At 62.6% G+C, this 13,888-nt stretch carries 15 protein-coding genes; 5 read left to right on the forward strand and 10 right to left on the reverse strand.

What is annotated here, in order from left to right; genetic code table 11:
* Positions 1-150 precede the first annotated feature (150 nt).
* Positions 151-462 carry a DUF5076 domain-containing protein gene (locus tag LG3211_RS21525; RefSeq protein WP_148649064.1) on the reverse strand — a complete coding sequence of 104 codons (312 nt, stop codon included), beginning with the start codon at positions 460-462 and terminating at the stop codon, positions 151-153.
* Between the two features lie 241 nt (positions 463-703).
* Between LG3211_RS21525 and LG3211_RS21530 the strand changes: the two genes are divergently transcribed.
* A complete protein-coding gene (locus tag LG3211_RS21530) occupies positions 704-1,150 on the forward strand; it encodes a hypothetical protein (protein ID WP_148649065.1) in 447 nt (148 codons plus the stop codon).
* 110 nt (positions 1,151-1,260) lie between these two features.
* Here the strand turns inward: LG3211_RS21530 and LG3211_RS21535 are convergent, their stop codons facing one another.
* Positions 1,261-2,148 (reverse strand): hypothetical protein, encoded by an 888-nt coding sequence (locus LG3211_RS21535; protein ID WP_148649066.1) that lies wholly within the window; start codon positions 2,146-2,148, stop codon positions 1,261-1,263.
* A gap of 173 nt (positions 2,149-2,321) precedes the next feature.
* Positions 2,322-3,095, reverse strand: coding sequence for an SDR family oxidoreductase (locus LG3211_RS21540; RefSeq protein ID WP_057945666.1), 774 nt, complete (start codon positions 3,093-3,095; stop codon positions 2,322-2,324).
* A 136-nt stretch (positions 3,096-3,231) separates the two neighbouring features.
* Between LG3211_RS21540 and LG3211_RS21545 the strand changes: the two genes are divergently transcribed.
* Positions 3,232-4,131 (forward strand): LysR family transcriptional regulator, encoded by a 900-nt coding sequence (locus tag LG3211_RS21545; protein WP_057944622.1) that lies wholly within the window; start codon positions 3,232-3,234, stop codon positions 4,129-4,131.
* Between the two features lie 101 nt (positions 4,132-4,232).
* Here the strand turns inward: LG3211_RS21545 and LG3211_RS21550 are convergent, their stop codons facing one another.
* Entirely contained in the window at positions 4,233-5,771 is a 1,539-nt protein-coding gene (locus LG3211_RS21550; RefSeq protein WP_083512735.1) for a hypothetical protein, read from the reverse strand.
* 373 nt (positions 5,772-6,144) lie between these two features.
* Here LG3211_RS21550 and LG3211_RS26565 point away from each other — a divergent pair, with 373 nt between their 5' ends.
* From LG3211_RS26565 to LG3211_RS21560, 3 genes are all read left to right on the forward strand, one after another.
* Positions 6,145-6,309: a hypothetical protein gene (locus LG3211_RS26565; RefSeq protein WP_187313068.1), complete on the forward strand. Its 165-nt coding sequence runs from the start codon at positions 6,145-6,147 to the stop codon at positions 6,307-6,309.
* Positions 6,310-6,433: 124 nt separating this feature from the next.
* A complete protein-coding gene (locus LG3211_RS25095; RefSeq protein ID WP_187313069.1) occupies positions 6,434-7,789 on the forward strand; it encodes a salicylate synthase in 1,356 nt (451 codons plus the stop codon).
* A 12-nt stretch (positions 7,790-7,801) separates the two neighbouring features.
* On the forward strand, positions 7,802-8,680 hold the full coding sequence (locus LG3211_RS21560) for a methyltransferase domain-containing protein (RefSeq protein WP_222837538.1): 879 nt from the start codon (positions 7,802-7,804) through the stop codon (positions 8,678-8,680).
* A gap of 35 nt (positions 8,681-8,715) precedes the next feature.
* Here LG3211_RS21560 and LG3211_RS21565 read toward each other — a convergent pair whose 3' ends face one another.
* The 6 genes from LG3211_RS21565 to LG3211_RS21590 all read right to left on the reverse strand — a co-directional run bounded on the left by LG3211_RS21565 (position 8,716) and on the right by LG3211_RS21590 (position 13,843).
* The gene (locus LG3211_RS21565) at positions 8,716-9,372 is read right to left on the reverse strand and encodes an MBL fold metallo-hydrolase (RefSeq protein WP_237049790.1); all 657 of its coding nucleotides are present in this window, start codon (positions 9,370-9,372) and stop codon (positions 8,716-8,718) included.
* A 9-nt stretch (positions 9,373-9,381) separates the two neighbouring features.
* Entirely contained in the window at positions 9,382-9,993 is a 612-nt protein-coding gene (locus tag LG3211_RS21570) for an OmpA family protein (RefSeq protein WP_057944626.1), read from the reverse strand.
* Positions 9,990-10,538 (reverse strand): hypothetical protein, encoded by a 549-nt coding sequence (locus LG3211_RS21575; RefSeq protein ID WP_057944627.1) that lies wholly within the window; start codon positions 10,536-10,538, stop codon positions 9,990-9,992. The genes LG3211_RS21570 and LG3211_RS21575 overlap by 4 nt, the downstream gene beginning before the upstream one ends.
* A 160-nt stretch (positions 10,539-10,698) precedes the next feature.
* Complete coding sequence (locus LG3211_RS21580; protein ID WP_057944628.1) at positions 10,699-11,133, reverse strand: DUF4304 domain-containing protein; 435 nt, start codon at positions 11,131-11,133, stop codon at positions 10,699-10,701.
* Positions 11,134-11,273: 140 nt separating this feature from the next.
* On the reverse strand, positions 11,274-12,773 hold the full coding sequence (locus LG3211_RS21585; RefSeq protein WP_057944629.1) for an MFS transporter: 1,500 nt from the start codon (positions 12,771-12,773) through the stop codon (positions 11,274-11,276).
* 35 nt (positions 12,774-12,808) lie between these two features.
* Positions 12,809-13,843 (reverse strand): LacI family DNA-binding transcriptional regulator, encoded by a 1,035-nt coding sequence (locus LG3211_RS21590; protein WP_057944630.1) that lies wholly within the window; start codon positions 13,841-13,843, stop codon positions 12,809-12,811.
* Between the last annotated feature and the right edge of the window lie 45 nt (positions 13,844-13,888).

Consider the following 13,888-nt stretch of genomic DNA (forward strand, 5'->3'; position numbering starts at 1 on the left):
ATAATTATCACACCGCCCGGGCGGCTGGATGTTGTCCGAATGCAGGGACATTCGACCAATGGATTAGTCGTCGGCAGTGATGATGCCTCTTCGAACAAACGCGGCCGCCGAGTCGCGAAACGGTTTCGGCCACAGCGATCGCCGGACCCGCTACGAATGTCCGTGGACAAAAGCACCCTTGACCGGCGAAGTGGGGCTGTGCAGCTCGTCGTGCAGCGACTGCAGAATGTCCGCGACCGTGTCGGGAGCCGATCGCCCGTATTCCTCTTGCAGCGCATCGGCTATGTGGCGGATCGCGTCGGCGAGCAAGATGCCCCACGCCGGAGCCTCGCTGCGTCCGTTCTGCGTCCACATGCCGATGTTCAATGAGCAGTGCAGGCCGTTCTCCGCGATCCACGCGTTGAACATCTCGATGGAGTTGTCGTCTCGCTGTGCGGCGGGAGGGACGCTGAGGGGTTTCATGGGGCTGTCTGACTCCTGGATTTCCGCGAAGCGGTTTCGGCTTGAATGAGCCATCTGCAACGGGTACGGCGTGCCTCGTTGCTTTGATCGAGAGTATGCGCCTGACACGCGCGCTCCCTCGCAGCACCCGCGCGGCAGCAATCCGGGAGATCGGAGCGGCCCAGGCGCCGTTCCGCGGTCGGCACATGGATCGTCCGATGCAGTGATACTTCAACATTAAGACGCGATGGAGCCCGCCACCATGATCGAAAAGCCCAGCTCGGGAATGCGTTCGGCGGCCCTGTGGGGATTCGCGTATGGGTGCCTGCTGTGCGTATGGGCATTCTTCGCCATGGGTGCCGGTCACGGCACCTACCTGCCTCTCGCGATCGCTTCCTCGCCCCTGCTCTACCTGGGGACCCCGCTTGCGTTGTCAGGTTTGCCGATCTTGTGGGCGGCAATCGGCGCTACGCTCGGCCGCCTGAGCGGCAACTCGCGCCGATGGACCTTCCTTGCTGCGATGTCGATCCACTACGCGGGAATTGTTCCGCTGTGCTGGAGGGTCCTGGGGCCGATGGACGATGGGCCGAGCTTCAGATTGATGCTCACCCGGGTGGATACCGTAGTGACGCTGCTGCTCGGCCTGCTGATCTACCTTGCCGGCCAGGGGGTTCTTTGGCGCACCTATTGCGCGCGGTCGCGACGGTGAATTGTTTACGCCCGCCGGCCGGGCACAGACACACAGGATGAACCGTAGCCGCTTCAGAGCCGGTTACGCCCGGCGCCCATCCGCGGATCGGCGCCGGGCGATGAAAGCGATCAGTGATGCGCGCCGCTCTGCAGGCACAGCACATCGCGATAGGCGCACAGCGCGTCGATCAGCGGCTTTTCGTCGGACATGATCTTGGCCTTCTCGGCCGCGCCCACCAGCTGGATCATATAGCTCTGTTCGGCGATGCCTTGTTTGTCGATGAACGGATTGAGCAGGCTGGCATGGTCGGCGAGGTCCGGTACTGCGCCGATATCCGCATTGCTGACGCCGGGGGCGTAGAACATGAAGTGCGGCATCGCCATGGTATGCACCTTCATGTCGGGCGGGCCGACCGTGCGCATGATCGGCGCCACCATGTACGACAGGCCGGCCTTGTCCGGAACGCGATAGGTCTTGTTCGAGTATCGGCTTGCGATTTCCGCTTTCAGCGCGGCAGGCTTGAAGCCCTGGGCGCGCAGCGCGGCGGTGTCCATGATGGCGCGCAGATAGTTCGCAGCGCCGGCGGCGTCGTAGCACAGCGGGATATAGATATCGTCGCGGAAATCGTTAAATTCCCAGACGGTCCGTTCGACCACGCAGTCGATGCCGTTGCTGGCTTCGCGCTTGCGCAGGTATCCGACCTTGGGATCGAGCACATATACGCCGGCCTTCTCGCGCAGGGGCGCCGGCACCGCGCTCAATGCGAATTGCATTTCCAGCTCCGCCGGCATGGCGGCTATGGCCGGCTCAGCCGCTGCGGCCGCCGGCGCGGCGACCGCGGCGGCCATGGAAAACACGATGGCGATCGCGATCGGAAAACGGTGGGTGGTCATGGTTGAGGTCCTCGTGGTCGAAGCATGAAGCGCAAGCGGGTGCCTGCCTTCAAACGACGTATGACCACGGTCCGGATCGACATCGCCGGGGAATAGCTCTCGACCGGCGCTGAAGCGACGCAAGTCCCTTCAGCAACCCGCGCCCGGGTGGGTCCGTGACGCGGGTCGCTGCGCATCCCAAGCGGCGTGACCGCGACCCTCCCGCAAAGAACCGGACAGCACCAAAACGCCGCCGGCAGCCGTAGGCGTCTGCACCTGCCGTGCTTATGACAACACGCTGAGACTCTTACGCCGATTCACTTGGTGGTGTAACCGCCATTCACCAGAACGGTCTGGCCGGTCATCCACCAGCCGTCCGAAACCAGGAAACGGATGAAGGGCACGATGTCCGCGATGTCAGTGAGGCCGGTCTTGGAGAACTTCGACAACGCGGCGGCACTCTTGTGATAGGCGACCGCGTCGGCGCCCTCGGCAGGATAGAAGAAGGGCGTGTCCATCGGTCCGGGACCGATCGCGGTCACCGAGATGCCGCGCTCGCCGAATTCCTTCGAGGCGGCGCGGGTGAAATGCTCCACCGGCGCCTTGGTGCCGGCGTAGGCCGCATAGAACGGGGTGTAGGCGCCAAGCAGCGAAGTGACGAGCGTGCAGATCTTGCCGTTATCGTTGACGTGCTTGCCGGCCTCCTTGAGGAAGAAGAAGGCGGACTTCGAATTCACCGCGGTCATCTCGTCGTATTCGGCTTCGGTGATATCGACGAAAGCTTTCTTCAACACCTTGCCGACCGTGTTGACGGCGATGTCGGGCCGGCCCACGGCCGCGATGGTGTCGGCGAACAGCGTTTCGATGGCCGCCGCGGTGGTCAGGTCGCCTTGGATGGCGACACCTTTGGCGCCCGCGGCATTAATGGCGGCAACCGTTTCGGTTGCGGCGGCCTGGGTGGCGGCGCTGTTGTAGTGGATCGCCACGGCCTTGGCGCCTTGCTCGGCGAGGTCGCGGGCGAGCAATCCGCCCAGGTTCTTCGCTCCGCCAGCGATGAGAACGGTTTTGCCCTTGATGCTGTGATCGGTCATGACCTGAAGCTCCATGGTTGTCTGGTGACCACCCATGTGACCACCTTCTGATCGCAGCATACCGTCCAAAAAATCCGATTAAACTGCTTATCTATGACAACATATGTCAGAAATAACGACTAATCAGGCCTGAATCTTGGACCGGATCGAGCTTTTTCGCGTCTTCACCCGCGTCGTGGAATGCGCGAGCTTCACGCGCGCCGCCGACACCCTGGGACTGCCCCGCTCCTCGGTATCGGCCGCCGTCATCGAGCTCGAAGGCCGGGTGGGCGCGCGCCTGCTTCACCGCACCACGCGCAGCGTGTCGCCTACACAGGATGGCGCCGCCTTCTATGAGCGCTGCCTTCGGGTGATCGCCGATGTGGAGGAAACCGAAAGCCTGTTCCGGCAGACATCCGCCGGGCCGAGCGGGAAACTGCGGGTCGATGTGCCCGGCCGGATCGGCCGCCTGATCGTCGCGCCGGCGCTTCCGCAACTCCTTGCGCTCTATCCTCAACTCGACATCGAGCTGCGCGTGACCGATCGCGCGGTGAATCTGATCGAGGAGAGCGTCGACTGCGTCTTGCGAGTGGGGCCGCTGAGCGATTCGGGCCTGATCGCGCGAAAGATCGGCGATCTGTCGCTCATCAATGTGGCGAGCGCCGCCTATCTGGCCCATCACGGCATACCGCAGCGACCGGCCGATCTGAGCGCGCACCTCGCCGTCAACTATGCCTCACCGTCCACCGGACGCATCGAGGAGTGGGAGTGGGTGGAAGACGGCGAAGTCCGCACCATGCCCGTTCGCGGACGAGTCACCGTCAACAGCGCCGAGGCTTACATCGCCTGCTGCCTGGCCGGCATCGGCCTTATCCAGATTCCGGCCTATGACGTACAGCCGCATCTGCATGCGGGCGAACTGGTCGAAGTGATGCCCGGCTATCGTGCCGAGCCGATGCCGATGACGCTGCTTTATCCGCATCGGCAGCATCTTTCGCAGCGTCTGCAGGTGTTTGCGGACTGGCTTGAGGCGCTGCTGAAAAAGCAGGTTCTGTAGAACGGTTCACTGCCTCCACCGCAATTGGCTCATTCCCGCATATCCCTATCGGAGCGAAATCCGCGAAACGCCGCTAGCGTCCATCGTGGAAAAGGTTTGCGCTAGAACATCGAGTAGATCTTCGGAAAGTTCGATTGCAGGCTCTCCTTGGCCTCTTCGGACAGTGCCTTGTGCTTCTCTCCGACTTCATTGGCGCTCCTGCGAAGCTCTTCCAAAGTCGGCTTCTCGCCCGCCTTGGGCCGAAGCGCCTTGGCCTTATCGATGATGCTGGTGACAAAAAATTTCGCATCCGGATTGAGCGCATCGATCTTATTTTTTACGAGATTGCGAAGCTCCGTGGCCTTGCCTTCGAGGTCGGCCGCAGTCGATACCCCGCCACCTTTCGGGCGCTGAACGTTTCGATCCGCCCCACCCACCATGAACGCGTGGACATGTCCGGAAGCGATCTGGCTATTGCCTATCAGCTTGGATCCATCGTCGCTGAGCGTGATGCTCTGACTGGAAAAGCCCCCCAGGGTGCCGAGCCCACGAATTCCAGTAACGGGTGTCCATACAAATGCCTGACTCAACCCATTGGACGATTGACCGGTTCCAACGACGCTTCCGTTATCGGCGATATCCACCGCCTTGATCCAAGGCCCGCCAAGGGTACCGATGTCCAGTCCTTCCTCTTGATCCGGGATCCCCACGGGGACCCAGACGAAGGATCTGGCCAGCCCATCGTCGGCCAGGTAGTTGCCCACAACGATGCCCGCTTCATTCATGTCGACGGCTATCAGTTGCTGCCGTGATGTGCCGGCGACCTCCAGGTAATCGAGATAGGTGACCGACGTTCCATCCGCCTCCCAGCGAACGGCCACTACATCGCCATCATCGGTCTGGCATGTGCCTGCCACACGGTGGCTTGAATTCATCGCCGCGACCACGCAGTTGGATCCTCCCGGCAATCTGGGCAACTCGGTGGCGGCGTATCCGAATAAGCCGGGCTCCCAACGAACCGCGACGGTTCCGCCATCGCGCAGCCCGCATATGCCTACGACCACGGGCTGATCGGTGTTGTCCATGTCCGAGACGACACATTCGGTCGAGCTCGGGATCAAGGGAGGCAGCAAACCGAGCTCGGGCAAACGGGTGGGATTGCGCGAGCCCGCCATCCAGATCACCGCGGCGGCGGATCCATCGGCAGCGACGCTCGACCCTGCGATGACACCGGATCTATTGATCTGCCAAGCGATCGCTTTGGCGTTATTGGGCAGCGCATTGAGTTGGGTCGGCACGCTGCCTGGAATGGACGCCGTCCACACGACGGGAAACCATTCACCTGCGGCGCCCAGTTCGCAATTGCCGACAATGACGCCGGCGCTATTGATGTCCACCGCATCGCAAGGGTCATTGACCGCCAGCGTCGCTAACGCAGCAGGCCCTGTCGTCGCAGCCCAGTAGGCCGCCACCAGATCCCCGTCCGCGTTGCGACAGGTGCCGATGGCGGCGCCAGCATCGTTGGTGCTGCCTGCCAGACAGACATTTCCGCCCAGCGTGCCCATATCGACCGATTGTGCCGACGCCAGGGCGGGGCTTCCCATAGCAAGTGCTGCAAGACACGCGGGCGCGATAAGTGACATGGAACGGCGACGACTCATAGCTGGCTCCGGTAGCAATGGGTGACGGATTATTCGGCTGCTCCAACGATGTACTCCTGGGCGCCTTCTGGAATCCGCGATCTGGTTCGCCGAACTCTGCACGAGATGTTTCGCTCACTGAAACTCACGATAGATCAAAGCGGTTTTCGACTGCAGTCGCATCCGATCGGCAAGTATTCGATAGGCCTCCAATGCGCTGACGCAAGAGGTAGACACTGCATTCCGAGCATCGATTTTATGCCCTCATTGGGCAGCGCGATCTAAGCCGAAAACAAGTTCGCGATGGGGCATGCTCGATTACCGGCGGTAACTGGTCCGACGCCTGCGACCAAGGCAACGCATGGCTCACCGAGCGGATCGATCCGCACCGGGCATGAAGTCGATTATCCCCATGGAACGCGCGGTTCGCGACAGCAGCGAGGCCCGCGATCCGATCCCCGATCCGTGGCGGATCGAGCCATGCCATGCCGAGGCGATCATGTCGGATTGTGATGCTGTTGGAGGCGCAATTCCGATCGCCGTCGAAAATACAACGTGATTGTGCAGAGCATCAATCGGCTATAGAAGTATCGCAGTCCGCAGTTGCCTTATGGCACGACTTGGCGGACGTGGAAAGCCACGAACCGCGGCTGATTTCCCTCCGTTTCTGGCCCCAAATACCAATGACGCAATCGCTCAAGGGCGAAGGAGCGGCGATGAGCGCTGATCGGGTCATGCGTGTTATTGGCTTAAGCGGTGGCGATGGGTTGCAGATCGCCGAGCGGCTGCTTCACGCACTTGGACACGATCAATATTTCGCGTATGAACGCGATGATCGATGGCATATCGGCCTTGGGATTACAGCCACCCTCTCGATCAGCCCCTGCGGCGGCCGTTACGAGGTGATATCGAAAGAGGGCATGCAGACAGGCCCGACGAATGCCGCGCTGGCGTCGGTGGCGAGACAGTTCATGGCCGAGCACTCATGCTCCGGACGACGAGTCCATGGACTTGTGGCATTCAACTATGCGCCTTGCGTGAACGGCCAGCCTTACACGCCAGGCACTTGGCCGCTCCTGATCTTGATGATCCCCCGCGTTGAGATTGTCGTTACCTCAGACATCGTCGAAATCTGTTCCGACGATGAGGCCGCGGTGGATGAGGTCGTCAGAGTTGTGTCGGAACAGACGACCGTCTCATCGCCCCATCTGTGCCCGATCGACACCAAGGCCGGCGAAAGGGTATATCAGGACATCGTCCGTGCCGCGTTGGAGGAGATAGGCTCCGGTGTCTACGCAAAAATCATCGTGTCGCGCGCTGTCCCGACACAAGAGCGCATCGATATGCCGGCCAGCCTGGTGCTGGGTCGCCGGCGCAATACACCGGCGAGAACGTTCGCGCTTAAATTCGATTCGCGCGAGGCCGTTGGATTCAGTCCGGAGCTGGTCATGTCGGTGGATGACGGCATCGTCTCAACCGAACCCCTGGCGGGCACTCGGTCCAGGAGCGATGATCCGCGAACGGATGCGCGAAATCGGGATGAACTGATCAATGACCCGAAGGAGATCGTGGAGCATGCGATTTCCGTCCGCGAAGCGGTCGATGAGCTCATGCGAATTTGTACGCATGGCACTGTGGTAATCGACGACTTCATGTCGGTTCGCAACCGTGGCAGTGTGCAGCACCTCGGCTCGCGGGTTAGCGGACGATTGAAGGACAATGCCGATGCATGGGACGCCCTGGACATCCTGTTTCCTTCAATCACGGCCACGGGCATTCCCAAGCAAGCCGCGATCGCTGCGATAGCGCGCCTGGAAACCGTTCCTCGCGAGCTCTATTCCGGCGCCGTGCTGATGATCGAAGGCGAGCGTCGCTTTGAGGCGGCGCTGGTGCTGAGAGCCGCCTATCAAGATGCGGCAAGGAGTTGGGTCCAGGCTGGCGCTGGAATCATTGCCCAGTCAAATCCACTGCGGGAGTTCACCGAGACGGTCGAGAAACTGGGCAGCGTAGCGCCCTATCTGGCGATGGAACCGCGTTGAGCCCGATGGGCGGTGACGACAGCAACGAAATTCCCCGATTGCGACCAGAGGGTGATCGATATGGGCAGCGCCGACGAGTACATGCTCGGCTATCGCCGGGAGGAGCAGATTCGACTCCAGGCCCAGGCCAGACAGTTGGCAGGAGAGTCACGGTGGATGTTCCAGCAGATCCCCCTCCCCGATGATCCGCGCATTGTCGAGATTGGATGCGGCCCACAAGGCTGCCTGGAGATTCTGTCCGGTCGCGCAGGCCCGTCCGGACGAGTGATCGGAGTGGATCGCAGCGAAGACGCGGTGGCGTTGGCTAGAGATTGGGTATCGGCGTCCAACCTCGCTAACGTAGAGGTTTGGGTGAAGGACGCACGGAACACCGAACTGCCCAGGGCCTCATTTGATCTGGTCGCGGCGCGCTTGGTGTTGGTGAATGTGCCGGAGCCGGAACAAATCGTGGCGGAAGCGGCGGCGCTATTGAAACCGGGAGGATGGCTTGCCTTGCATGAAGCCGACTACGTCAGCTTCCTCTGTGATCCTCCCTGTGCCGCCTGGGATACGCTCATGGGGCTGTTCAAGCGCTACGCCGAACACAACGGGATAGATCCCCACATCGGACGGCGATTGCCCCGCATGCTTCGCGAGGTGGCTCGCCTGGTGGAAATCAGCGTGCGTCCGATCGTGCACGTTTATCCGGCCGACCACGAACGGCGATTTATCGCGGCGGATTTCGCCGAGAATGTCGCCGAACGCCTTGTCGATCAAAAGCTGGCGGGTGCGCGGGAGATTTCCTCGCTTTTGACCCGCTTGAGAAGTCACCTGAGCGATCCGGATACACTGGTGGTATCCCACCTCTTCTTCCAGGCATGGGGAAGAAAGCCGGCGGATGCCGCTGGTTGAGGCGCGATAGCGAACCGTTATCGGCCAACAAGGGCTCAGCGAACCACGCGGCCAGTCTCCAAGAAAAAGCCCCGCGGTTGCGGGGCTTTTCCATTCAGTCGCCGCTTCAGTACAAGCATCAGACTACGCGCGCTGTATTCGCCTCGTCTTCTCTTCTTGATAGAGCGGCCGGTCATCAGCGCAATGGCCGGTATTTCGGCCCTACCCCCAGCAAGCCGCCAGTACGCCCAGTTGGCCGGCAAATAACGAAACGCCTTGCCGGCGGCCGCCACGCGGCCAAGGGACGGGAACGACAGGTGGGAGGCCAGGAACAGCTCTCCGGTTCTCGCAGCCTCCCGCAAGAGGCGAACCCGCACGCGGGTCGCGTCCTCGGGTTCGTGATCGAAGGCGTTTTCCCAATCGGGGTATTCGATCCCGGCCGGAACTACGGCCTCGCCGGTGAACGTCAGCCGATCGCCGCCGGAGGCGATGCGGACCACGCTGTGTCCGGGGGTGTGACCGCCGGTGAGCGTTACCACGATCCCAGGCGCCACCTGGTGCTGCCTGTCGAACGGCCGCAGCTCGCTGCGGTACGCGTCCAGGAACTCCCGCGCGCTCGAACGAATCACGTCCTGAATTCCGCCAAACGTATTGTGCGAGGAATCGGGCGACTCGAAGAATTCAACATCGTTGCCGACACGTGGACCGGGCAATCACAGGCGCTAGGATCGCGGCAGAATGACTTCCACGCGCCGATTTCTGGCGCGGGCGTCAGGATCGTCGTTGCCGTTGGGGTGTCGGTTGGGCACGACAGGATCGGCTTCGCCGTAACCCCTGGCGTCGAGGCGTTCGACCGGCACGCCGTTTGCCGCCATCCAATTCTTTACCGCTTCGGCACGACGTCCGGACAAAGCGAGGTTGTAGGCGTCGTCGCCTTTCTCGTCCGTATAGCCCTTGAGCAACACCGTGCCGCGGGTCTTTCCGATCAGCTCCGCCAGCGTGCGCAAGTTCGTTTCCGCGGCCGGCAGGATCTCGGCCTTGTCGAACTCGAACAACGTGTCTGCCGGCAGGGCGACATGGATTTCATGCTCGCGGATTTCCCCGCCGAGAGCGTTGACGAGGCCTTGCAGGTCCGTGACGCGTGCGCTCAGGCCGCTGACGTTGCCGCTCAGCGCGGACCCGCTGCCCTGCGACGGATCCTTCGGAGCCGTTGCAGGGACGGCAGGCGTGGTATCGGTTGCCGGCGTTTGCGCCATTTTTTCCTGCGCCGCTGGCGGCTCCCGCGTGCAGCCAAGGGCGAGCACGACGCTGATGGCACCGGCGATTCGCTTCATCGCTGCACGGTCACGCCATCGAACGGGCCGACGTCGGGGATATTGATCGAGACGGTCGCGGAACTGGCCGGCGGCGCCGGGAACTTGAACCACACCACGGCCTGCGACCCGCGATCGACACTCAGACGCAACACTCTTCCCGTTGGGGCGACCGGGGAAGCCATCGGTTTGCCCGTGTCGTCTTTCAGAACGCTGTAGCGCTGCGATGTGGCGTCATCGACAGCACTGACGTCGTCGATCTTCTGATCGATGAAGGACAGATTCTTGTCCGCAGCGGGTTTAACCAGGAACTGCACGGTAAGCAGATTCCCGGTGACCGCCGCCCTGGTGAGATCCCACTGGGATCCCTGAGGGCCGGGCTGGCTGGCAATTGGAGCCGATACAGGGGCCGCGGGCGCGGGTTGGGCAATGGTCGGATTCCCCGCCTCCGGCGCGGGCCTGGTAGCGGCCGGCGCTGTCGCAGTCTCGGCGGGCGGGGCTGGTTGAGAGCACGACGCCAGCAAGGCGACGGCGACAAAGGGGATCGCAAAACGGGCAGGCATCATCGCTCCGCCTCCGACTCTGGAGATTCAGATCCTAGGTGCTGCGAACAGAACAGGGCAACCTGAGGCGCGCCCTAGGTCCAGGGACGGGTTCATCTTCGTGATCGGCCCTAGGGCGAACCGCGGGGAATCGACCAGCGATCACCACTCGTTTCTCGTACTGTCAGCTCTCACCGGCATGCTTTAGCCACCACGGCTGCGCTGCGTCTGTTACGAGCTGATTGATCTGCGCCGCTATGGCGGCCGGATTCTGTGGATTTCCACGAAACTCAGCGCCGCTTGTCGGCCCGAATGAGAACCAATGATCTCCAAAGAGATCCTTTGCGCCAAGGCGGGCCTGTTCCGTAGCGAAGGAGACGCGCAAATCTTTTGGCGCGGCCTCTTTGTTGAAGTAAATGTTCGTTCGCAGCTTGTCGGCAAAAGAAATGTTTACGCAAAAACTGCCGCCTGCTGAGGAAAATTGGAAGTTGATGAGGCTTACAAAGCCGTCCGTGTCTCTGTATAGGTTCGGAAAGCTTCCCTTAAAGCCGATCTCCCTCAGGAATGGCAGGCAGACTGTCTTGAGGGCCGACTCCATCGATTGGCGGTCAGAGTTCATTAGTGAGAGCCAGCACCTGAGTTATGAATCGGGCCGCGAAGCGGTTTCGGCTTGGGCGATGTAGTTGCGTCGTGCTTGGGGAAGCATACAAGGAGCCGTGCAGGAGACTCCCGAAATAGACCATGGCCGCTTCCGAAGCACTATTTCGGCAGACGGCCATTTCCGGCAACGTCGCCGACGCGTACCACACACAGTGCCGCCGCCAATAAACTGATGCCGCCGATCAGCAGGGCGAAGATCGGCGCATTGCCGAAGAACGTCTTCAGCAGGAAGCCCAGGACGCTGGCGGCGAGCAATTGCGGGATGACGATAAACAGATTGAAGATGCCCATGTGCACGCCCATCTTCCCCGCCGGCACGCTGTCGGACAGCATCGCGTAAGGCAGGGACAGGATCGACGCCCAGGCGAAGCCGACGCCGACCATCGACAGCAGCAACCAGTGCGGGTCGCGGATCAGCAGGAAGGACAACAGGCCGCAGCCGCCCAGGACGAGATTGATCAGGTGGCTCAGGCGCAGGCCGAGCCGGCGCGTCATCCATGGAATCAGCATCGCCGCAGGTACGGCGAAACCGTTGTAAGCGGCGAACAGCACGCCGGCCCAGTTCGCGCCGTCGTTGTAGGCGGCCGAGCGTGTGTCCTGCGCGGCGAAATGCACGTCGGTTACAGCGGCCGTCGTGTAGATCCACATGGCGAACAGCGCGAACCAGGAAAAGCACTGCACGGGCACGAGCTGGCGCATGATCGTGGGCATCGTCAGCAGGTCGGCGATGATCGCGGTGACCGGATTGCGCGCGCGGCTGAAGCTGGCAATCAGTTGTATCGCCCCGTAGGCGAACAGGCCGGCCGCAAGCAGGTGCAGGCGCGCGTCGCTCTGGCTCAGGCGGATCGTGAGGAACACGGCTAGTCCGGCCGCGCACCAAAGCACGCCTTTGTATCGCAGGTGCGCGGGAAACGGCGGCAGAGGCTCTGCGGAGCTTGCGTCCTCGAACGCGGCGAGCGCGTCGGGCGGATACTCGCGCGTCGATACCACGGTCCAGGCGAGCGTGCCGAATAAGACCGCGGCGCCGAGATAGAACGCCAGCTTCACCGTGTCGGGTATTTCTCCGGCGGCGGAGAAATTGCTGACCCCGAACTGCGTGAGCAGCCACGGCAGCAGGCTGGCGATGACGGCGCCCGCCGCGATGAACGTGGTCTGCATCGCGTAGCCGACCGGCCGCTGCGACGACGGCAACTGATCGCCCACGAATGACCGCAACGGCCCCATCGAGACGTTGATCGCGGCGTCGAGGAGCCACAGCAACGCCGCCGCGCTCCACAGCGTCGGCGAATTCGGCATCGCGATCAGCGCCATTGCGGCGAGGATGGCGCCGGCGAGGAAATACGGCCGGCGCCGGCCCAGACGGCCCCACGTACGATCGGAGCAATAGCCGATGATCGGCTGCACCAGCAATCCGGTCAGCGGCGCTGCGATCCACAGCGCGGGAATATCGTCAATGCTGGCGCCGAGGGTGTGGAAGATGCGGCTGACGTTGGCATTCTGCAGCGCGAGACCGAACTGCAGCCCCACGAAGCCGAAGCACATGTTCCAGATCTGCCAGAAGCCGACCGGGGGCCTGTTCGTCGCGGCAGGCGTGGACATCTGACGTCGGCGCTCGGCGTTCGCGGCGGCGTCGCTCAGCGCCGCTTCGCCGCAACAGGCGCCGGCCCGCCCGACTGGCGGATCATCAGCTCATACGGCACGCGCACGAGCGAACCCACCTGCGGGTCGCGGATCGCAGCGAGCAGTTGCTCGGCGGCGATGCGTCCCATCTCGCGGCACGGCTGCCGTACCGTCGTCAGGCTGGGCCAGATCTGGCGCGAGGCCGGCGTGTCGTCGAAACCGAACACGGACAAGTCTTGCGGAATGCGCAGGCCGCGTTCGAACGCCTCGTGCATGACGCCGCAGGCGCTGTCGTCGTTGGCGGCAAAGATCGCGGTGGGCGGATGCCTCAGATCGAGCAGTTGCCTCGTGCCGGCGACGCCGTCGTCGAAAGTGAAACCGCCATCGACGACAAGCTTGGCGTCGTAAGGGATACCCGCGCGGCGCAGGCCGTCGCGATAACCGGCCAGGCGCCAGGCACGCCCGCCATGCATCGGCGGGCCGGCGATGTGGGCGATGCGACGATGACCGAGCTCAACCGCGTGCGCGATCATCTCCGCCGCCGCCTTGCGCTCGTCGAGAATAGTGCCGATGCGCGCGTGGCCGAGCTTGGCCTTCGCGGAGATCGAGGCGTAGCGCACGCCGAGGGCGTCGAGACGGTTCAGCAGTTTGACGTCGTCGGCGAACGGCGGCACCAGGATCAGGCCGTCCGGACGGTATTGCTCGATCGATTCCTCCACGGCGCGGACGTGGTCGGCATTGGAATATTCGAGCGGACGCAGCATGGCGCTGTAACCCTGACGCTCGCAGGCGGCGAGCATGCCGACGATGATCTCCATGATGTAGCTCGATGCCGCGGCGGGATCGTCGTACACCAGCGAGATCAGATAGGAACGGTTCCCCGCCAGGCTGCGCGCGGAAGGATTCGGACGATAGTTAAGCGCCTGCGCCGCAGCCTCGACCTTCAACCGGGTCTTCTCGCGCACGTTCGGCTCTCGGTTGAAAACGCGCGAGACGGTCGTCATGGAGACGCCGGCGGCCTGGGCGACGTCTTCGATTCTGGCGCGCATCAATGCGTTTCCGAAGGGGTTGGGGGCGAATCATGTTATCGCACA

The organism is Lysobacter gummosus, assembly GCF_001442805.1.
Classification (GTDB): domain Bacteria; phylum Pseudomonadota; class Gammaproteobacteria; order Xanthomonadales; family Xanthomonadaceae; genus Lysobacter; species Lysobacter gummosus.